General features: G+C 66.3%; 18 protein-coding genes. 9 read left to right on the top strand and 9 right to left on the bottom strand.

What is annotated here, in order from left to right; genetic code table 11:
• Nucleotide 1: 1 nt before the first annotated feature.
• Nucleotides 2–400 carry a DoxX family protein gene (locus B9Y64_RS06430; protein ID WP_100439994.1) on the bottom strand — a complete coding sequence of 133 codons (399 nt, stop codon included), beginning with the start codon at nt 398–400 and terminating at the stop codon, nt 2–4.
• A 120-nt stretch (nt 401–520) separates the two neighbouring features.
• Here B9Y64_RS06430 and B9Y64_RS06435 point away from each other — a divergent pair, with 120 nt between their 5' ends.
• Together B9Y64_RS06435 and B9Y64_RS06440 are read left to right on the top strand one after the other, a co-directional pair.
• A complete protein-coding gene (locus B9Y64_RS06435) occupies nt 521–940 on the top strand; it encodes an H-NS family nucleoid-associated regulatory protein (RefSeq protein ID WP_100439995.1) in 420 nt (139 codons plus the stop codon).
• Between the two features lie 49 nt (nt 941–989).
• Nucleotides 990–1,397 carry a hypothetical protein gene (locus tag B9Y64_RS06440; protein ID WP_100439996.1) on the top strand — a complete coding sequence of 136 codons (408 nt, stop codon included), beginning with the start codon at nt 990–992 and terminating at the stop codon, nt 1,395–1,397.
• Between the two features lie 554 nt (nt 1,398–1,951).
• Here B9Y64_RS06440 and B9Y64_RS06450 read toward each other — a convergent pair.
• Together B9Y64_RS06450 and B9Y64_RS06455 are read right to left on the bottom strand one after the other, a co-directional pair.
• Nucleotides 1,952–2,593, bottom strand: coding sequence for a glutathione S-transferase family protein (locus tag B9Y64_RS06450; protein WP_100439997.1), 642 nt, complete (start codon nt 2,591–2,593; stop codon nt 1,952–1,954).
• Between the two features lie 86 nt (nt 2,594–2,679).
• The gene (locus tag B9Y64_RS06455) at nt 2,680–3,483 is read right to left on the bottom strand and encodes an AraC family transcriptional regulator (RefSeq protein ID WP_100440681.1); all 804 of its coding nucleotides are present in this window, start codon (nt 3,481–3,483) and stop codon (nt 2,680–2,682) included.
• A gap of 7 nt (nt 3,484–3,490) precedes the next feature.
• On the opposite strand from B9Y64_RS06455, the gene B9Y64_RS06460 reads away from it, so the two are divergent.
• Nucleotides 3,491–4,441, top strand: a complete 951-nt coding sequence (locus B9Y64_RS06460) for a DMT family transporter (protein ID WP_202909050.1) — start codon at nt 3,491–3,493, stop codon at nt 4,439–4,441.
• A gap of 14 nt (nt 4,442–4,455) precedes the next feature.
• On the opposite strand, the gene B9Y64_RS06465 is transcribed toward B9Y64_RS06460, so the two are convergent.
• The gene (locus tag B9Y64_RS06465; RefSeq protein WP_100439999.1) at nt 4,456–5,481 is read right to left on the bottom strand and encodes a hypothetical protein; all 1,026 of its coding nucleotides are present in this window, start codon (nt 5,479–5,481) and stop codon (nt 4,456–4,458) included.
• A gap of 258 nt (nt 5,482–5,739) precedes the next feature.
• A complete protein-coding gene (locus B9Y64_RS06470; RefSeq protein WP_100440000.1) occupies nt 5,740–8,574 on the bottom strand; it encodes a TonB-dependent receptor domain-containing protein in 2,835 nt (944 codons plus the stop codon).
• 404 nt (nt 8,575–8,978) lie between these two features.
• On the opposite strand from B9Y64_RS06470, the gene B9Y64_RS06475 reads away from it, so the two are divergent.
• Entirely contained in the window at nt 8,979–9,431 is a 453-nt protein-coding gene (locus B9Y64_RS06475) for a PA2169 family four-helix-bundle protein (RefSeq protein ID WP_100440001.1), read from the top strand.
• A 136-nt stretch (nt 9,432–9,567) separates the two neighbouring features.
• Here B9Y64_RS06475 and B9Y64_RS06480 read toward each other — a convergent pair whose 3' ends face one another.
• Nucleotides 9,568–12,945, bottom strand: a complete 3,378-nt coding sequence (locus B9Y64_RS06480) for an autotransporter domain-containing protein (protein ID WP_100440002.1) — start codon at nt 12,943–12,945, stop codon at nt 9,568–9,570.
• 188 nt (nt 12,946–13,133) lie between these two features.
• Between B9Y64_RS06480 and B9Y64_RS06485 the strand changes: the two genes are divergently transcribed.
• Both B9Y64_RS06485 and B9Y64_RS06490 read left to right on the top strand, forming a co-directional pair.
• Nucleotides 13,134–13,334 carry a hypothetical protein gene (locus tag B9Y64_RS06485; protein WP_100440682.1) on the top strand — a complete coding sequence of 67 codons (201 nt, stop codon included), beginning with the start codon at nt 13,134–13,136 and terminating at the stop codon, nt 13,332–13,334.
• 104 nt (nt 13,335–13,438) lie between these two features.
• Nucleotides 13,439–13,789: a VOC family protein gene (locus B9Y64_RS06490; protein ID WP_100440003.1), complete on the top strand. Its 351-nt coding sequence runs from the start codon at nt 13,439–13,441 to the stop codon at nt 13,787–13,789.
• Nucleotides 13,790–13,804: 15 nt separating this feature from the next.
• Here B9Y64_RS06490 and B9Y64_RS06495 read toward each other — a convergent pair whose 3' ends face one another.
• A complete protein-coding gene (locus B9Y64_RS06495) occupies nt 13,805–14,434 on the bottom strand; it encodes a TetR/AcrR family transcriptional regulator (RefSeq protein WP_100440004.1) in 630 nt (209 codons plus the stop codon).
• A gap of 124 nt (nt 14,435–14,558) precedes the next feature.
• On the opposite strand from B9Y64_RS06495, the gene B9Y64_RS06500 reads away from it, so the two are divergent.
• Nucleotides 14,559–16,031, top strand: a complete 1,473-nt coding sequence (locus B9Y64_RS06500) for an MFS transporter (protein ID WP_100440005.1) — start codon at nt 14,559–14,561, stop codon at nt 16,029–16,031.
• An 11-nt stretch (nt 16,032–16,042) separates the two neighbouring features.
• On the opposite strand, the gene B9Y64_RS06505 is transcribed toward B9Y64_RS06500, so the two are convergent.
• Nucleotides 16,043–16,351 carry a KGG domain-containing protein gene (locus B9Y64_RS06505; protein ID WP_100440006.1) on the bottom strand — a complete coding sequence of 103 codons (309 nt, stop codon included), beginning with the start codon at nt 16,349–16,351 and terminating at the stop codon, nt 16,043–16,045.
• 194 nt (nt 16,352–16,545) lie between these two features.
• Here B9Y64_RS06505 and B9Y64_RS06510 point away from each other — a divergent pair, with 194 nt between their 5' ends.
• Entirely contained in the window at nt 16,546–18,030 is a 1,485-nt protein-coding gene (locus tag B9Y64_RS06510; RefSeq protein ID WP_100440007.1) for a DUF4434 domain-containing protein, read from the top strand.
• Between the two features lie 4 nt (nt 18,031–18,034).
• Here the strand turns inward: B9Y64_RS06510 and B9Y64_RS06515 are convergent, their stop codons facing one another.
• Nucleotides 18,035–18,499, bottom strand: coding sequence for a MarR family winged helix-turn-helix transcriptional regulator (locus B9Y64_RS06515; protein WP_100440008.1), 465 nt, complete (start codon nt 18,497–18,499; stop codon nt 18,035–18,037).
• 50 nt (nt 18,500–18,549) lie between these two features.
• Between B9Y64_RS06515 and B9Y64_RS06520 the strand changes: the two genes are divergently transcribed.
• Nucleotides 18,550–19,461: a S41 family peptidase gene (locus B9Y64_RS06520; protein ID WP_100440683.1), complete on the top strand. Its 912-nt coding sequence runs from the start codon at nt 18,550–18,552 to the stop codon at nt 19,459–19,461.
• Nucleotides 19,462–19,473: the final 12 nt, after the last annotated feature.

Raw genomic sequence — 19,473 nt, forward strand, 5'->3', positions numbered from 1 at the left:
GTTACAGCTGCCCGCGCCGCCCGCGCCCATCAATGCTGTAGCGCCCAGCTCCGGTGCAGGCCAGCAGCAGGAACCCGCCGGCCAGCCCCAGGTTCTTCAGGAACATGATCTGCTGGGTCTGATCGGCGAAGTTGTGGTGGAAGATGAAAGCGGTGACCAGGCTGAAACCCACCAGCACGATCGACACCAGCCGGGTCTGGAAACCGAGCAGGATGCACAGGCCGCTGCCGATTTCGAAGGCGATGGTCGGCCACAGCAGGATGCCGGGCACGCCCATCGCATCCATGTAGCCCTGGGTACCGCTGAGATCGCCGAGCTTGCCCAGCCCGGAGACCAGGAACAACGCCATCAGCAGGATGCGCGCCAGCAGGTAGGCGAGTGAATGCGATGAATGGCTCACGTCGATGTCCTCGGAGATGGCCGACGCAGGCGATCGGAGCCCACCGACGGTGAAGCCGGTGTGTAGGTCGACCGCCGGAACTGCTTGACAGCCGCTACGCCGCAGTAGACCTTTCCCGCCATGACGATCGATATTGAATCGCTCAGCCTTCGCGAGCTGGGTGCCCTGGTGGTTGCCGCTGAACAGCGCAAACAGCTTGTTTCCAGCCGCCGTCCGGCCAGTGCGGTGCGGCGGATGCTGAAGGCCGCGGCGGCGGAAGCCGGTTACACCCTCGAAGAACTCTTCGGTGGCGAAGCCTCGGAGGCACCTGCGCCAGCCCGCAAACCCACCCGCCGTAAATCCGGCAAAGTCGCGCCCAAGTATCGCGATCCGGAATACAAGCGCCTGACCTGGACCGGTCGCGGGCGCATGCCGCGCTGGTTGGCGTCCAAGGTGTCGATGGGCCACAAGGCCACCGATTTCCTGATTCCTGGCCTGGCCAGGCCGACCGCTGGCAAGACCAGCACCATCGGCAAGCGGACCGTCATCAAGAAGGGATGAGACTGCGGCACTGCTACGCTGCCCGGGTCTTTCAACCAAGGAGCACGCGATGGCACACGAGGGCGGCATGACGATCACGCCGAAAGTCCTGTACACCGCCGCAGCCGCGGCCGTGCTGGTCAGCCTGTTGGCCTGGGCGGTGGAATGGAGCGGGTTGGCCTATGTCTGCCCGTACTGCCGCGTGCAACGCACGGTGATCGGCGTGCTGGGCCTGCTGACGCTGTTCGCGCGCCCGGGCGGCATCGTGGTGCCCTGGCTGTCGTACACCATGGGCGCCTTCGCATTCGTGGTGGCGGCGATGCAGCACTTCAACGGCTGGAAGCGCATTTCCGCGGGCGACTTCAGTTTCAACGAACAGTGGTACATCGACCCCTGGCTGCTGTCGGGCTGCGCGATGCTGATTCTGGTGGCGCAGCTGATGCTGGTGCAGGCCGCCTGCCGGCGCAGGTTGCACTGACAGTACCGTCGCTGGGAGCCAAACGCCCTGCTTTACAAGGATAGGTTCGGTAACTCCATTCCGCTCGGCGTCACGCCGTTGAGCGAGGGGCGAGGCGGCGGCACGCATCGCTTCGAGTTCCCGAACGGGAATGCCACCGATATGGGAAGTTTCGTCAATGCGCTCAACAACATCGGTGTCCCGGTGACGGGGGCGGGCAATCAGTCTGTCACCTGCACCAGCACGATCAGGCTGACCGAGGTCAAGGTGATGTGCAACCGGAACGGATGAGGAAAAGATCGATGCGAGTTTCACCAGGCTTGGGTTCCACCGTCATATTCGGCACTTCCTTTGTGGGAGCACTGCTATGCGGGTTCGTGTTCCCATCCATGTCGGCAGGTTCCCCGGAGCTGACCCCCTGGATGTTCAACGGACTGCTGGCGTGCGGCGCAGTTGCGCTTTTCAGTGCCCCCTTTGGCTGGCGGGGCTACCTGAACTGGAGATCGCGTCGGTTGAAGTAACGCAGGGGGCCGGCGTGATTGCCGGCCCCTTGTTACCTGGGAGGAGGCGCAGGATTACGCGTTCTGGAATACCGCCAGCTGCGCGGCGAAGGCACGCTGGTAGGCGGGCCGCTGCGTCGCCTTGGCCACATAGGCGGCCACCTGTGGGTACTCGTCGAGCAGGCCGCTGCTCTTCAGGCGCAGCAGCACCGAGACCATCATCAGGTCGCCCACGCTGAAATCGCCGTCCAGCCACGCCGCCGCGCCCAACCACGCGGCCAGCTGTGAGAGGCGCATCCGTACGCGCTCGTCCAGCATCACCAACCGCTGCCCATACCACGGCTGCTCGCGCTCCAGCACCCAGGCCATGGAGCGTTCGACGATGGGGGGCTCCACCGTGTTCAGCGCGGCGAACACCCACATGATCGCGCGCATGCGGTCGTCGGGATTGCGTGGCAGCAGGCCGGGATGCTGTTCGGCCAGGTGCAGGACGATGGCGCCGGATTCGAACAGGGTCCGCTCGCCCTCCTGCCAGGTGGGGATCTGCCCGAACGGATTGCGTGCCAGGTGCGCAGGCTGCTTCATCTCGGCGAAGGTGAGCAGTTGTACGTCATAGGCTACGGCCAGTTCCTCCAGTGCCCAGCGCACGCGCATGTCGCGCGCCAGGCCCTGGCCGCGGTCGGGGGAGGTGGCGAAGGCGGTGAGGATCGGTGGCATTGGAGCGCTCCTGCAGGCCGGAGGGCCTGCCTTTCCTGTTCCGACGAACGACGGGGCGGGAAATCGATAGCGCTCGACGCGCCCCTTCACCCGGCCCGGTGCAGCTTCCGATACTGGTCCGGCGTGCAGTGCGCATGCCGCTTGAACATTTCGGCGAATGCGCTGACTGCTGAATAGCCCAGCTCCTCGGCGATGCGGCTGATCGGCTTGCGTGTGCACAGTGCCTCGGTGGCGCGCACGAACTTCACCCGCCCGCGCCAGTCACCCAGCGACATGCCCAGTTCACTGCGCGCCATGCGCTCCAGCTTGCGCACGCTCATGTGGTGCCGTTGTGCGATGTCGGCCACCGGTTCGGCGGCCTGCAGATGCTTCTCCATGTACGCCATCACCTGCTTCAATGCATCGCTGCTGGCGATCGGCAGGAAGCTGGGCAGCACCGAGGCGTTGACGATCTGGTCGATGACTACAGTTGCCATGCGCCGTTGTGCAGGCGTCTGCGGATCGGTCACGCCCTGGCGCGCCAGTTCGTGCAGCAGTTCGCGCAGAAGGGGCGTGACCTCCAGCGCCCGGCAACGCGCGGGCAAGCGCTGCGACAACGCCGGCGACAGGTAGGCTGATCGATAGGCCAGCACCGAGCGGTTGCGCGAGTAATGGGCCACGCCCGGCGGAATCCAGAGCGCATAGTGCGGCGGAGACACCATCCACTCGCCCTCGATCTTCATTTCCATCACGCCCTGCGCAACGAAGTTGAACTGTCCCCAGGGATGGCTGTGCGTGCCCCAGTCGGTGGGTTCCATCGCACCCTGCCGGAAGTAGATCGGGCCGGGCAGCTGGCGGAAGGTGGGGATGGGCTCCATCGGCTGCCGCAAGCCCGGGTCGGAGTGGCGCATTTTCAGGATGTCCTTGACATGCGCCAAGCGTACGCTGGTCATTCTCCCACGTACACCTGCCGTCTTGAACTATCTCTTCCCGATCCTCGCCTGCCTGCTGTGGGGCGCCAACACCATTGTCACCAAGCTCGCCTCCGGCGCGGTCGGGCCGATCGACATCGGCTTCTTCCGCTGGCTGGTGGCCGCGATCATCCTGCTGCCCTTCGCATGGCCACGGCTGCGCGGCCATCTGCCGGTCGTGCGCGCGAATCTGGGGCGCTTCCTGGTGCTGGGCTGCCTGGGCGGAGTGATGTACCAGTGCCTGGCGTACTATGCGGCGCACTTCACCTCGGCCACCAACATGGGCGTGATCCAGGCGCTGATCCCGTTGATCGCGCTGGCGCTGTCACGCCTGTTCATGGGCCATCCGGTACGCGGCGCCGCCATCGCCGGTGCGGTGGTTTCCACGGTCGGTGTGGTGGCGGTGGTATCGCAGGGCGACCTGGCACGGCTGGCGGCGCACGGCCTGAATCGCGGCGATGCGATCATGCTGATCGGCGCGTTGGCATTTGCCGCCTACAACGTGCTCATGCAGCGCTGGAAAATTCCGCTGTCGGTGCTGGAGTCATTGTTCCTGCAGGCCACGGCCGCGTCGCTGATCCTGCTGCCACTGCAGCTGCTGGTCGGCAGTGGGGTGAACAACCTGACCGCCGTGGGCTGTATCGGTTTCGCCGCTGTGTGCGCGTCGATCCTTGCGCCTCTGACCTGGATGACGGGTCTTTCGCGGTTGGGGGCGGCACGCGTTTCGGGCTTCTTCAACCTGGTGCCGATCGTGACGGCGGCACTGGCGGTCCTGCTGCTGGGCGAGTCGCTCAGCGGATGGGTGCTGGGGGGCGGCCTGCTGGCGGTGTCGGGCGTGGTATTTGCTGAGTTCAGCGCCAAGCGCGCGGCACAGGCCACGGTGGAACCGCAGGCCTAGGCTGAGACGGGCGATCAGGCGTGCTGCGCGGTTGCCAGTGCCTGTTCGACCCGCCGTTCCAGCGCATCGCTGTCGTGGCCGCGCTTGCCCTGCAGGCTCAGGTACAGCGACAGCGGGTCGACCACTGCGCCGCCCCCGGTGAATGCCGGTGGATAGGCCCATACCTGCAGCCGCGCCTGCTGTGCGCAGCCGTGGGCGTCCACCGGCTGCGCAGCGAGCGCGCGCCAGGCATCGATATGCAGCGCACGGGTGGTCACCACGGCGGGTGACCTGTCCGCGTCCAGTGCATCCAGACCTGCACGCGGCGCCGGCTGGCCTGCATCGGCCAGCAGGGTGCCCACCTGTTCCCAGCAGACATCGACTTCTTTCAGCACCGGTGAGCGCAGGAAGGGCTGTGCTTTGGCCCAGACATCACGGCGATCGCCCGCCAGGCGCAGGAAGCGTTCGCGGCCGCCGGTGGAGCGTTCGGCCAGGCCACGCCCCACCAGCTCGGCGGACAATCGCGATGCGGTCATCGAGGTATACCCTGCGCTGGCACTGATTTCGCGGGGCGACCACCAGCGCGGCTGCCCGGACAACAGCACGTGGATCAGCACGGCCTGTGCCGAAGGCAGCAGCGAGATCGCTTTCTTCTCGTGGTCGGGCGCGTCGCGGAACTCGATGGCCAGGCTCGGCGCGAACAGCTGCGCGTGCGGCACCACGAAATCGATGTGGTTCTCGACCAGGAAGCGCCGCTGGGTAGGTGTGAGGTAGGGCGAGACATACAACACCAGCGCATTTGCCGCCGAGCGCAGGCTGCGCACGTCCTGGATGACGCGGCTGCTGGGCTCGCCCGGCTCGCGGGCCACGGCGAGCATGGCGGGTGTTTCACCGTACAGGGTCAGCTCGGCGATGTGGTAGCGCGAGGCCATCGCGTGCGGAATGGCGTGTGCCACCGTGACCGGATGCACCGCCGAGGCAAGCCCTGGCAGGACCCTGCGCAGGTAGCGCTGCGCGTCAGCGACCAGGTCGGTCAGGCCGGTGCGAACTGCCGTCGTCATCTCGTACTTCCCTTGCAACGGCCCGACCGGCATTGACCGACCGGGCTGTGCCATTGCATGCAGTGGTGAACCTGGAGACGGGCATGCAGCATCGGCGCGCGTGGCGATCCATGCGGTCTGGCTCCTTTGCCGTCATGACATCAGTGTTGCCGGAAACCTTGGAGATTCCGTCGAATAACGATGGAGATTGAGTGGAGGAAGTGTGCAGCGTGGCCGGCGGACTCCCCTTCCGCCGGCCACGCGCACGGCCCGTTCAGGTCAGAAGCGCTGTGAGTACTTCACATACACGGTGCGACCGATATCGAATCCACCGTAATAGGGGAAGGAGCTGGACGGCTTGGAGAACATGATCGGCCCCTGGTGGTTGAACACATTGTTCGAACCCAGCGCGACGGTGCCGTTCCACGGCAGCTTGTAGCTGACCTGGATGTCATGGAAGGCATTGCCACCCACCCTGCGCTGCGCGTCCGGTTCGCCGTAGGCATAGCGGTCGGGCAGGGTGCAGGGGCGATTCGGCACGCAGCTCTCCACCATGCCGGAGTAGTAGCGCAGGGTGTACTGTGTGGTGAAGTTGCCCAGCTGCCAGTTCACGCCGAGGTTGGAGCGCAGGCGGAAGATGCCTGGCTGGCCGATGCGGCCCATCATGATCGTTTCGCCGGCCGAGTTCTGGTTCTGCTCGTCGTACCTGGAGACGTAGCTGTTCTGCAGGTCGAGAGTGAAACGGCCGAACGAGAACTCCGGCAGCCGGTAGCGGATGCCCAGGTCCCAGCCTTCGGTTTCCATCGCACCGAGATTGGCCAGGCCATAGAACATGCTGGTGATATGGCCGTCGCCCGCGCGCTTGATGCTGCCGCAACGCGGCGCATTGCCGAGCACGTAGCAGTCACGCAGGATGCGGTCGACGCTGTCCTGGATGATCATGTTTGTGATCTTGTAGCTGTACCAGTCCAGGTTGATGTCCAGCCCGTCGACCCAGCGCGGGCTCCAGACCACGCCCACCGTCCTGCTCTTGGATTCCTCCGGGCGCAGCTTCGGGTTGGAGCCGGTGGTGAACTCGTCGGGGGTGGCACACGGATAACTGGCGCAGGGCTTGAGGCTCTGGTTCAGCTGCTGGTAGCCCAGCGGGACGCCGGCCGCATTGCACGCCGCGTTGCCGTTGACGCTGTTGGTGGCACCCGTGCCGCAGGGATCGACGTAGGTTTCGAAGCTGGTACCCAGCCCGCCGTAGAGGTCGGAGATGCTGGGTGCACGGAAGCCCTCGGCGAAGGTGCCGCGGACCATCAGCTCCTCGATCGGGCGCCAGGCAAAGCTCGCCTTGGAGTTGGTGGTGCTGCCGAAGTTGCTATAGTCGGAATAGCGCGTGGCCAGGTTCACGGTCAGCTCCTTGGCGAACGGCAGGTCGCGCAGCACCGGCACGTTCACTTCGGCGAAGAACTCATTGAGGCTGTAGTCGCCGGCGGTGGTCGATGCGCCCAGCGCGGTGCTCTGGCGCGACTGCGCGAAGGCGTCGGGCACGAAGCGCCCCTCTTCCTTGCGGTACTGGTAGCCGAGCGCCACCGACAGTTCACCGGCAGGCAGGTCGATCACCGGACCGGAGATGTTGGCGAAGTAGCTGCGGGTCTTGGTGATGCCGGTATCGGTGAAGGTAGGGAACAAGAAGCGCTGCAATTCGGGGTCGGAGAGAGAGCCTGCCCCCGCGACACCGAATGGCAGCAAAGGATTCCAGGCCAGGCAGCCGGAGACCGGCGATGCCGCCGTGCCACACCGTGCCACGCCGTTGGCATCGAGGTAGGAAGCCCCCAATGCCTGCCGGGAAGCGATCAGGCTCATGTCGCCACGGCCTGTTTTTGTGACTTCGTTGCGGTTGAACAAGGCGCCCACTTCCCAGTCGTAGGTCTTGGTGGCCAGCTCGAAATAGCCGGACAGGCTGGGCGCGATGCGCAGTGACTTCAGCTTGCTTTCGGTGGTGCGCGGCAGCTCCCACAGGCGTCGGTTGAACTCGACGTTGCGGCCGACCGGGTTGAACACGCTGGCGGCCGACAGCGGCGTGCCGAACTTGGTGGACTGGTACGGGTAACCTGCGATCTGCTGGTCGGTGACGCGCTCGTTGTAGCCGATGTCGGTGCTGAACTTGATCTGGTCGGTCAGCGCATAGTCGGTACTGAGGAACAACGAGCGGCGCTCGATGCCGGTCTGCAGGAGCATCTGCTCATTGCCATTGGCGAACTCGGCTGGAGTGATCGGGTGGTAGTCGTTGGGGTTCTTCGGGTTGCCGCCACGGTTGAGCGTCTTGAACACGGCATCGCCGGTGTTGCACCTGTAGAGCGCGGGGGCGCACCAGGAGCCGTTCTGGCTGATGTTGCTCCAGTCCGCGCCGGGATAGCCGGGGCCGGCACCGCCATGTTTCGAGAACGAACGGTCGCGCGCGAACACCGGATCGGACTTCTGGTATTCCAGGGCCAGCGTGTAGCCACCGCGCTCGCCGCGTGCGCCGGTGACCAGCGAGAACGTGCTGTCCTTGCCGTCGCCCTGGCTGAACTGGCCGTGCTGCACCGAGACTTCCAGGCCGTCGTAGTCCTTGCGGGTGATGATGTTGACCACGCCGGCGATGGCATCGGAGCCGTACAGCGCGGAGGCGCCATCCTTCAGGACGTCGATGCGCTCGACTGCGCTCATCGGTATCTGGCTCAGGTCCTGGAGGCCGCCGGTGGTTGCGCCCAATCGCTTGCCGTTGACCAGTACCAGCGTGCGCGTGGCACCGAGGTTGCGAATGTCGGCGTAGTAGCCGCCGACGTTCTCGCCGGAGGCCAGCGCACGCGCGCGGGAGATGGCCGGCGCGCCGGTGGAGGTCAGGTTCTGCAGCAGGTCGGCGATGGTGGTGAAGCCCTGGTGCTCGATCATCGAACGGGTGATGGCGATGATCGGCTGCTGGGTTTCGATGTCCACGCTGCGGATGGCCGAGCCGGTGACCTGGATGCGGTCGAGGTTCTTCGGTGTCTTGTCGCCGTCGGTCTGTGCGTGCGCGGCCGGTGCCCAGGCAGCGGCCAGCGCGGTTCCCACTGCCAGCGAAAGCAGGGTGTACGAGTGATGCATTTGGCTCTCTCCAAATCCAGTTGTATGGGTTCCGCACATGGCTGCGTCGGAACCGATCTGAAACTCCGCTGTGCGGAATCGGGAGGAACCTAACACCCCGTTTACACTTCAATTACGTTATGGACGCGTTATCGTCGCGCGTCCTGCACGGCGTTCATGCCGTGCAGCGCGGGGCACTGCATCGCGGGGTGGCCGGCTGCGCCTGGCGATGCACGTGCGTTCGCTTGTTCGGCGTGAATGCTGCGCAGCGTCAAGTGAAATCGACAGCTGCAGTTGTGCAGAGTGATGCGCGGATCAATCGCTGCTCACCCGGGGAGCACATCCGATCCTCCAGGGTGGAGTCGCAGGCAACAGCACCATTGTTGCCATCGTGCACTCACTTCCGAGCATGGAGAAATGACGATATGAGCACCCAGTCCACCATCGAGCATCGCCTCAACGACCTGATCGAGATCGCCCGCGATGGCAAGACGTTCTACGAGGAAGCGGCCACCAAGGTGAAGGATGCTGAGCTGTCGGCATTGTTCACCCGCATCGCCGGCGTCAAGGGCCGCATCGTTGCGGCGCTGAGCAGCTCGGTGGCCGCCAGCGGCGGCAAGCCTGCAGAGCATGGCACCGTGGTCGGTTCGATGCAGCAGTTCTACGGCAAGGTGCGTGCAGCCTTCGGTGATACCAACTATGGCTATGTGGCCGAGCTGGAAGAATCGGAGGACCGCCTGCTGGGCGCGTTCAAGGATGTGCTGAAGGACAACGAGCTTCCGCCGGCGGTACGCCAGGAAGTGACCCAGCTGCTGCCGGAGGTGCAGGAGTGCCACAACGTCATGCGTGCACGCAAGCATGCGATGAAGGCAGCCTGATGCTTCAAGGCGGTTTTCTCCCCGGAACCGCCACGGCCGGGGCAGTGCGCTGCCCCGGCCACCTTTCCCGGTGTGTTGAAAAAAAAGGGGCGGCCGTGAGGCCGCCCCAACCCTTCAAGGGCACACTGCTGCGGAATCAGAAACGCACGGACCAGCGTGCGTTCGCGCCGTGGTCGCGGCTTTCGCTGCCGAACTGGCCGCTGTAGCCCAGTTCCAGCTGTTGTCGCGGGGTCAGCCAGGCTGACAGGCCCAGCTCGGCCACTACCGCGTTGTCGGCAATCGGTGCGCCGTTGACGGCGAAGGTCGTAGCACCGTTGGCGAAGGCAAGGTTGGCGACCTGGCTGCGATCACCGGAAGCACGGCGATAGCCGACGCCACCGCGCAGGTGCAGCCAGCTGTCCTGCTGGAACGAAGCCTTCAGCCCCTTGTCGAAGCGCACGCCAGCGGTGGCGATCGTGGTTCCGGTATCGTCCACCTTGCCCTGCAGGGCCGCTGCGCCGCCGCGTTCGTTGACACGCTTGAGATCCACTTCCACGCGTGCGACCTGCAGGTACGGTTCCAGCCCGGCTTCCGGGCCACCGAAGCGGTAGCCGGCTTCGATGAAGGCCTGGCGGGTGCGGGCGTCGTAGCGCGCACTCAGGCTGTCGCTGAAGCCTGCGAAGGCGACATCACGCGTGCTCTTTACCTCGTGCTTGCTCCACGCCACGCCACCGCGCAGGCCGAAACCGCCCCAGCTGTGGCTGGCATAGGCACCGAAGTGCGTGTTGTCGATCTTCGACTTGGCGCGGCGGTCCTGCTGCTTCACGTCGGTACGGCCGGTGCCGGCCAGCACGCCAACCTGCCAGCCGGAGAACTCACGGTCGATGCCGACCAGCAGGCCGTTGCTGTTGGCTTCGGTGCGGGCGGTGTTGAAGTCACCGTCCAGCTTGCCGTTGCCACCGATGGCCTGCACCCATGCACCGGTCGCATCACCCACGTCGGCACCGGGCGCGGTCGCGCCGGCACGGCGTGACAGCGCGGCGTCGCGCACGTAGCGGCTGCCCTCGACCAGGGCGATCGCCGTGGCCGGGTGCAGCTCGCCGCTGAGGCCATCGAGCACGCCACCGACCTGCTGCGGGAACAGCTGGGTCAGCGGCTTGGGCAGGCCCTGGGCGATCGGCAGCAGGTCGGCTGCCGCTGCCACTGCACGCTGGTTGGGCGTGTTGGCAGCCGTGGTCAGCGAGGCGCCACGGGCGACATCGATGCGTGTGCCATTGGCCCCATAGGCCAGGCTGAACTTCAGGAAGGGCGAGAACGCGCTGAAGTCGGTCTTGGCGAACTGGCCGCTGATGCCACCGTCTGCACGCAGGAAGTTGAACTGTTCGCCGAGGTAGTACACGCCCGGTTCCGGCAGCGCGACCAGGGTGCCGCCGAGGGTGGCAGTACCGGTCACGTGCAGCTGGTCACTGCGGCCGCCCGGTGCCAGCTCGGCTGCATAGGTACCGGTAGCGCCCTGCACGTAGTTGCCGTTGATGGTCAGCGTGCCGATCGAGTTGCCTGGCGCGATGATGCCGTCCACGCGGGTGTTGCCAAGCGTGCCGACGCCCTTCAGCAGGCCGTTGGCGCCGACCGTGGTGGTGCCGCCGGTCTGCGTGCCGTTGAAGGACACCACACCGCCGTTGACCACCAGGTTGCTGTTGTTCAGCACGCCGCTGGCGCTGACCGTGCTGACGCCACCGGTGGTGGTCAGGGCGGTGGAGACCAGGCTGCCGTTGAGCAGGAACCGGCCGCCCTGCACCTCGACTGCCGAAGTGAGCGTGTTGACGCCGTTCAATTCCAGCGTGCCGTCCTGCAGTACCGCGCCGTTGAAGCTGTTGTTGCCGCTCAAACGCAGCCAGCCGATGCCGGATTTGGTCAGCTTGCCGGGGCCGCCGATGTCATTGGTCCAGTTGTCCCAGGCATCGCCTTCCCAGACCTTCAGGCCGCCGGCCTTCTGGTTCATCACCACGTTGGTGTCCACGCGCAGCGAGCCATAGCCTTCGATGGCCTTGCGCAGGTCCATCAGTCCCCAGCCGTAGATCTCGTCGATTCCCGGTGCACCAAGGTCACGCGTCGTGGTGAGCAGAATGTCGCGGACCTGTGCGCTGTCCAGGTAGGGGAATCGTTCGAACAGCAACCCCAATGCGCCCGTGACGTGCGGGGCGGCCATCGAGGTGCCGCTGAGCAGTCCGTAGCTGTAGGTCGGCACGCGCTGGCTGACGTCGAGCGAAAGATTGCCGTTGGCATCAATGCCCAGCGCTGCGGCCAGTGCGGAATCGCTGCCGTAGACGGTGGAGTTGATGTCCGAGCCGGGCGCGGCGAGGCACCAGTTGGCGCTGAGGCCACACTTGTTGGAAGTCCGGCTGAGAGTGAAGTCCTGGCCAACGTTGACCACGCTGAGCCAGTACTTCTCGATGTCGGCGAAGGCGCGGGGCAGGGTGGCGTACATGCCGGCGATCGGGCTGGCCGATACCGGTGCGGTAACGGCTCGGGCAGGTGAGTTTCCTGCTGCCCAGACCTGGATCATGCCATTGGCACGGGAACCGTCTGCGTAGGTGGCCAGGTACGCCCTGTCATCCGGGTCGTTGTAGATCTGGTCCATCAGCGTGGCATTGGGTTCATTGGTAAGGCCCCAGCTGTGGTTCACCGCGCGCACGCCCTGTGCGTTCATCTGGGCATACATGTCGATGACGGCGGAGGGTTTGGGTCCCACGCCGCCCAGAGAGACGACCGAGTAGCTGGTGCCCACTCGCTGCCACTCCCTCGCACTGTTGAAGAACAGGCGGGCGACGCTCAGGTCTGCACCAAACGCCACGCCATGCATGCCATTGCCATCGCGGTTCGCGGCGATGGTGCCGGCAACGTGCGTGCCATGCACCTCGTACTTGATGCCGGCCTGCACGTAGTTGCCGGCCCGGATCAGGTCACGGATGTTCTGCGGGACGTTGGCGTTGAAGCCGACATAGGTCACCTGCACGTCATTGCCGTCGCTCGAGAAGCACGCGCCTGGTCCAGTAAGACGGGTGGTGTTGGTGCAGGGGCTGCCGTCGGCGAGCAGGTCGGCGATATGGATGCTGCGATGATTCTTGCCCGCAAAGTCCGGATGATCCAGTCCGGTGCCGCTGTCGAACACGCCCAGGCGGATGCCGGTGCCGGTCAGGCCACGGGCGTACGCGTAGTCGGCATTGGTCGCCGCCAGTCCCCAATCTGCGTTGAACTCGGCCGTGCGCCAGCTGGCGGGGTCGCCGGGGGTGCCAAGAACCGAGGAGCTGCCTGTGGCAGCCGGCATCGCCTCAGCGACGGAAACCGCAGGGGAAGAAGTGTTCGTCGGCTGCGCCCATGCAGCCTGCAGCTGGCGCTGCTGCTGCCAGGCATCAAGTGATTCGCTGGCCATGGCCGGCAATGCGGCGGCCAGCAGCAGCGAGCTGGCGACGGCAAGCGCCAGCGGGCGGTGCGACAGGGAGCGGGACGAACGGCCGTACAGCGGGTGATTCATCGGACAACTTCCTTGGTTGACGGACAACAAGGCCGTTAACGCCAAGGAATGGCGATATCCCCCAGTAGTGTGAAGGAAATTTTATGAACGCGTTAAGCGTGTGTGACGCGTGGGTTCACCTGGTCTCCATTCGATCTCTTTACTGTGGCTCGGCCTGGGCTCACCAGGCTTATCAAGGAGTGATGTCGATGCGTACTTTCAGGAAAGTGATTGCCGGTGCTGTGTTCGCCATGGCCTGCAGCGGCTCGGTGGCCGTGGCCGGACCGGTTCAGCCCTGCGATCTGCCCTGCTGGAAGGCCTACCAGGCATGTGTATCCGGTGGCGGTGATGCCATGGAATGCCAGTACGAATACGACCGATGCATCATGGAGCGCTGCGGCGCGGTGTAAGCCCCGCCATGTTCGGCGGATGACGAGCCCCGTCCGTGGCGGGGCTCTTCTGTTTGTGCGCAGGGTCGGGCAGTCTCGACGCATTCTTCCCGATGGAGTGGTCCATGGCCGTCAAGCGTGTCGTCGCAAACATCGCCACGTCCGATCCCGCCCGTGCCGCTGCGTTCTATGGCGAGCTGCTCGGCATGCCGGTGGTGATGGACCATGGCTGGATCGTCACCCATGGCGGGCAGGGCAGTGCACTGGCGCAGGTCAGCTTCGCCAGTGAAGGGGGATCGGGCACGCCGGTGCCGGACCTGTCGATCGAAGTGGACAATCTGCAGGACGTGCTGGAGCGCATGCACGCGGCCGGCATTGCGCTGGAATATGGCCCGGCCGATGAGCCCTGGGGCGTGCGGCGCTTCTTTGTCCGCGACCCGTTCGGCCGGCTGTTGAATATCCTCGCCCATTCCTGAGCGACGGCGAGGGCTTCAGCGGCGCGTGCCGCCACGCTTCAGGGCCGGCGACACGCCGACCATGCGCAGGCAGTCGGCCACCACCGCCCCGATGAAGCTGTCCGCGTCCTGTGCCGGCGCAGCGATCAGGTCATCGGTGGCGCCGTGCACGCCGGCATAGATCAGCGAGGCCGTGACCTGCGGTGCCGGCAGCTGCCACAGGCCCGCGTACACACCTGCTTCCAGGATGCCGAGCAACTGCTGCTGGATCGCGTTGCGCTCGGCATTGCCGCGCTGGTGGTGGTGATGGTTGGCATAGACGACGTCGTGCAGCGCGTGAGTGCGTGCGTAGATCTCGATGTTGGCGCGGATCCAGGCGCGCAGGCGCGCCACGCCATCGTCGGCAGGATGCTGCTGCACGGCGTGGTCGACCTCGGCCATGAACTGTTGCGTATAGCGCTGTGCCAGCGCCTGCAGGATCTCGGTGCGCGAGGCGAAGTAGGTATAGAAGGTACCCTTGGCCACGTCGGCGGCGGCCACGATGTCGCTGATGGTGGTCGCTTCCACGCCCTTTGACAGGAACAGCGCCTGCGCGGCGTCCATCAGCTCTTCCTGGCGGGTTTCAGCGGGTTTGGTGCGGGGCCTGGCGACGGCGGGGATCTGCATGGGGCGGGGTCCGGGTGCGACGGTCATCATTCTAGCCGTCCCCCTGCAATGACTGACCGCCAGTCATTGACCGACGGTCAGTCAGTCAACTACGATGCGCGCACATCCTCCCCGGGATCCGTACATGCAACGCTTCCGACGGCCGGCCCTGGTGCTGGCGGCCTATCTGGGCACGTTCCTCGCCTCGCTGGACATCAGCATCGTCAACGTCGCGCTGCCGACGCTGCAGCAGGCACTGCACACCGACATGGCGGGGCTGCAGTGGGTGATCAACGCCTACGCCATCGCCCTGTCGGCCGTAATGCTGTCGGCGGGGCCGCTGGGTGACCGCTACGGCCACCGCCGCATGTGGTTGCTCAGCGTGGCGACCTTCATCACCGGCTCGCTGCTGTGTGCCTGCGCAGGCAGCCTGCCTGCACTGGTGGCGGGGCGGGCGGTGCAGGGTGTGGCCGGTGCCCTGTTGATTCCCAGTGCAATGCCGATCCTCAGCCATGCGTTTCCTGAAGCGCGCACGCGTGCGCGCGTGATCGGGGGCTGGTCGGCGTTCAGTGCGCTGGCGTTGGTGCTGGGGCCGCTGCTGGGCGGTGAACTGGTGCAGCGCGCCGGCTGGCCCAGCATCTTCCTGATCAACCTGCCGCTGGGCGCGCTTGCACTGGTGCTGGGCGCCTGGGGCATTCCGGAGCGACGGCATCCGCAGCATGCCGCGCTGGACCCGGCCGGGCAGCTGCTCAGCATCGTCGCGCTGGGTGCGCTCAGCTACGGCCTGATCGCGATCGGCGAGCACGGCCTGCTGGCGCCTTCCACCCTGCTGGCGCTCGCCATCGCGGCATCCGGCCTGGCGCTGTTTGCGTGGGTCGAGCGTCGCGTGGCGCGACCGCTGCTGCCGCTGGACCTGTTGGCGATGCCCGGTTTTGGCATGCTCAACCTGGCCTCGTTCGTGCTTGGATTCACCGCCTATGCCAGCCTGTTCTTCCTGTCGCTGTTCTTCCAGCAGGCACAGGGCCACGATGCGGCGCAGGCGGGTTCGCAGCTGGTACCGCAGTTCGTGCTGATGGGCGCGGTGTCGTTGCTGTTCGGCCGTCTGGTGGCACGCATCGGGCTGCATGCCGCGCTGGTGTCGGGGTATGCACTGACCGGCGTGGCGCTGTGCGCGATCGCCACCTTCGAGCCGGGCACTGGGCGTGGCGATGCCAACGCACTGCTGATGCTGCTCGGCGTTGGCATGGGCCTGGCGGTGCCGGCAACCGGCATGGCGGTGATGGCCTGCGTACCCGCCGAGCGCGCCGGTATTGCATCGGCCACGATGAACGCCCTGCGCCAGGCGGGCATGAGCCTGGGCATCGCGCTGCTGGGCAGCCTGATGGGCCTGCGCGCGGTGCGGCAGTTCGCTGCAACGGCGCACGCGGCAGGACAGCCCGCGCTGGCCGCGCAGGCGCAGGTGCTGATCCTGCAACCGTCGTCATTGCTGCCCAGGGCGCAGGCGCTGGCCTGGTACCGCAGCGCAATCGCCAGCGGTTTCGGCTGCGCGATGGCGATCGCCGGCGTGCTGGCCCTGCTGGCGGCACTCGGGCTGTTCCGGCAGCGCAGGCGCGCCTGAGCGCGCCCCGGTCAGCCCTGCTGGCGTTGCGGCCCCTCCGTTGCTGGCGTGGGTTCGGGCGCTTGCTGCGGTTGCTGCTGCCGTGCGTTGGCGTGGCGAGCGTGCCCGCCTTCGCGGCCGATCGCGGCCATGTGCTGGCGATTGCGGCTGATCGCCTCGCCGCCCTTGCGGCCGGCCACGCGCGCCTCGGCCGCGCTGAACTCATGTGCGTTGCCGGACGCATGCGCGGCGCGTCCACCCTTTGCTGCGATCGCGCGCTGCTTGTCCTGGTCCATCGAGGCGAAGCCACGATGGGAGGTGCCGTGGGGCTGGTCGGCCATGGGAAGGCTCCCGTTGCATGAAAGGGAAGCTCATCCTTGCCGGTGCCCGGCTAAGGGAGTGTCCGCACCGGCGTCGCCGCCTTCACGCCGCGCCGTACTGTCGTTCACGGCGCGGCTACGCGGCTGTGCGGACAGCGCCGCTTGGCTAGGATGGGCAGGCATGCCGGAAGGCGGCCCAGACAGGAAAGGACACCATGAACAGATTCGGATGGCTCGTACTGCTGGCCTGCGCTGCGCCGGCCCATGCGGACAGTGCGCTGCTGAGCGGTAGTTTCGTCCACTTCGGTTACTCGTCCAGCGATGAGCAGCTGCCGGCGGCGCAGCTGCCGCTGTTCCTCGATGAACTGCAGGATCTGGGCAATGACACGCTCATCATCGGCCAGACCCGTGCCACGCGTGCCGGCGTGGGCTGCGCCAACAGCGCGCAGGATTTCGAATGGATCGCCGGCTTCCCGGCCAAGCTGGGAGTGGTGCTGGACGCCGCCGCAGCGCGCGGGATGAAGGTCGTGGTCGGCACCACCTACAGTTCGGGCCAGTGCGCGACGTTCTGGCAGGGATCAAACGCCGCCGCGGTCGCACAGGATGCTGCGCAGTCGATGGCGCAGCTGGCCCAGCAGTACGCGGCGCATCCGGCGTTCGCCGGCTGGTACATCACCGATGAGCCCGCGCAGGTGCCCGCCGACCGTACGTCCTTCTACCGTTCGATCGTCTCCACACTGAAAGCGGCGACGCCGTCCAGGCCGGTGATGGTGGCGCCCTACCTGGCGTCCTCCAGCGTCGATCCGGCCAGCGTGGCCAGCGCTGCGCTGCGGTTCCGCGCCGCCACCGGTGTCGACGTGCAGATCTGGCAGGACGGAATCGGCGCGGCCTCGCACGCGAAGCTGTTCCAGTGGGATCGACCGGGCTACTCCACCGAGCAGTACTACCAGGCGTTGTCGGCGCAGCTGGGCGCCAGCGCTGTGTGGGCCGACATCGAGCTGTTCAACCATGGCAGCCCGCTGTTCCTGGACACCGGCCACGGCCTGTCCGGTGCCTACCGGCCGGCTTCGGTGCAGCGCATCAACCAGCAGCTGTGGAGTGCGCGTTCGGCTGGCAAGCGCGTTGCCTGGCTCAACCAGTACCACATGTCCGAAGTGGTCGGCCCTGGCCAGGGCTACGGCGAGGCGCCGCGGATGATGAACACCTATCGCGGGTTGTACGGATTGGGTGCCTCGTACATCGTCGATCCGGTGCAGACCACCTACCACTACAGCGTGGCGCCGGGGGCCAGCTATCCCGACAGCAGCGGCCATGAGCTGTTCGACCGCAGGGTAGGCGACCCTCGCAATCCGATGGATGCGGGTTGGGTCGGCCTGCATGGCAACTTCAGCATCACCATCGACCTGGGCCAGCGCCGACGGGTGGACTGGATCGGCCTGCACACGATGACCCGTCCGGCATGGGGCATCGTCACGCCGACGTTGGCGGAGGTGATGTGTGCCGAGCCGGGAACTGCCGCCGTGATGATCGGCACGCTGTCGGCACCGTTCACCCAGGCTGGTGTGACGGGCTCGACCGAGGAAGAGTATGTGCTCGGCAATGCAGCCCCCTTGGCCGCACAGTGCCGCACGCTGGAGCTGCGCGTGGCCAACGGCAGCTGGGCCTTCCTCAGCGAAATCGAAATGGCGGCAGAGCAGTAACGCCTCAGCGCCGGCGGGCGTCCTGCAGGCGCTGCGCGAAGGGCCGCTGTGCCAGCGCTGCAAGTGCTTCGCGCAGCACCTGTTCCAGCGACTGCCCCAGATGGGCATCCAGGCTTCGCGCCGCCAGTGCGGTGGCCTGCCATTGCGCCTGCAGCGCAGGCAGCGCCCGCTGCGCGTGCGGGCTCAACTGCAGGATCCGTTCGCGCCCATCGTCGCCGTTGGCTGCGTGCAGCCAGCCGTCGCGCACCATCGCCGCCACGGTCTGGCTGAGCGCCGAATGGCTGAGCCCGCAGGCCAGTGCCAGGTCCTTGATCCGGCAGGGGCCCTGCGCCATCAGTGTGCGCAGCACCGGTGTGTAGCGGGGCCGGTAGTCCAGTTGCAGGTCCCGGTAGGCCTGCTCCACAGCCGGGTCCAGCTGGTCGAGCAGGGCACGCAGCAGGGTGCCCAGCGTGGCGTGTTGGAGATCCATGACCGGGATGATATATAAGCACTTACATATATTCAATGCGGGGGTGGATGATGGCGGTCTCCTGGATGCTCGGTGCGTTGCTGGCGGCGGCCTGCCCGGCGCAGGACGGGGTACTGCAGGCGGCAGCCACTGCCGTGCAGGCGCAGTACCTGGACGCGTCGGAGGGCGCCCGTATCGCCGATGCCCTGCGCACCTGGTCGGCGCAGCAGCGCTATGCGGGCAGCTGTGCGGATCCGGCGGCCTTCAGTGCACGCCTGAACCAGGACCTGGACATGTTCGATGGCCACTTCCACGTTGAACGCGTGGACGCAGCGGCCGGCCAGGACGACTGGTTGATGGCCTGGCGCGCCGATGCCCGCAGCAATGGCGCCGGCGTGCGCGAGGTGCGGGTGCTGGAGGGCAACGTTGGCTACCTGCGGCTGAGTACCTTCTACCCGCTGGATCTGGCCCGGCCGAAGCTCGCTGCGGCCTTCACGCTGCTGGCCGACACCGATGGCCTGGTGCTGGACCTGCGCCAGAACGGAGGCGGTGACGATGGAAGTGCCGACCTGCTGGTACGCACGCTGCTGGACGCGAAGATCGACGCCGTGCAGCAGCTGGACCAGCGCGGCCGACGCACGCCGGTACCGCTGCCGCCCGCAAGCCTGCCCGGGTACCTGAAACCGCTGGTGGTGCTGATCGACCGCCGCACCGCTTCGGCGGCCGAGTTCGTCGCCTATTCGCTGCAGGCATTCGGCCGCGCACGCATTGTCGGCACGCGCAGCGGTGGCGCTGCGCATATGTTCGGAGATCCTGTGCTGCTTCCCGATGGCTATCAGATCAGCATTCCCGACCGGCAACCGATCAACCTGCGCACCGGCGGCAACTGGGAACGCACCGGTGTGAAGCCTGATGTGGCCGGTGGCGACGATCCGCTGTTCGTCGCACGGCAACTGCTGGCCCCTGCGAAGTCGTCAAGATGAACGCACCATTGC

The organism is Stenotrophomonas maltophilia, assembly GCF_002799245.1.
GTDB lineage: Bacteria > Pseudomonadota > Gammaproteobacteria > Xanthomonadales > Xanthomonadaceae > Stenotrophomonas > Stenotrophomonas maltophilia_S.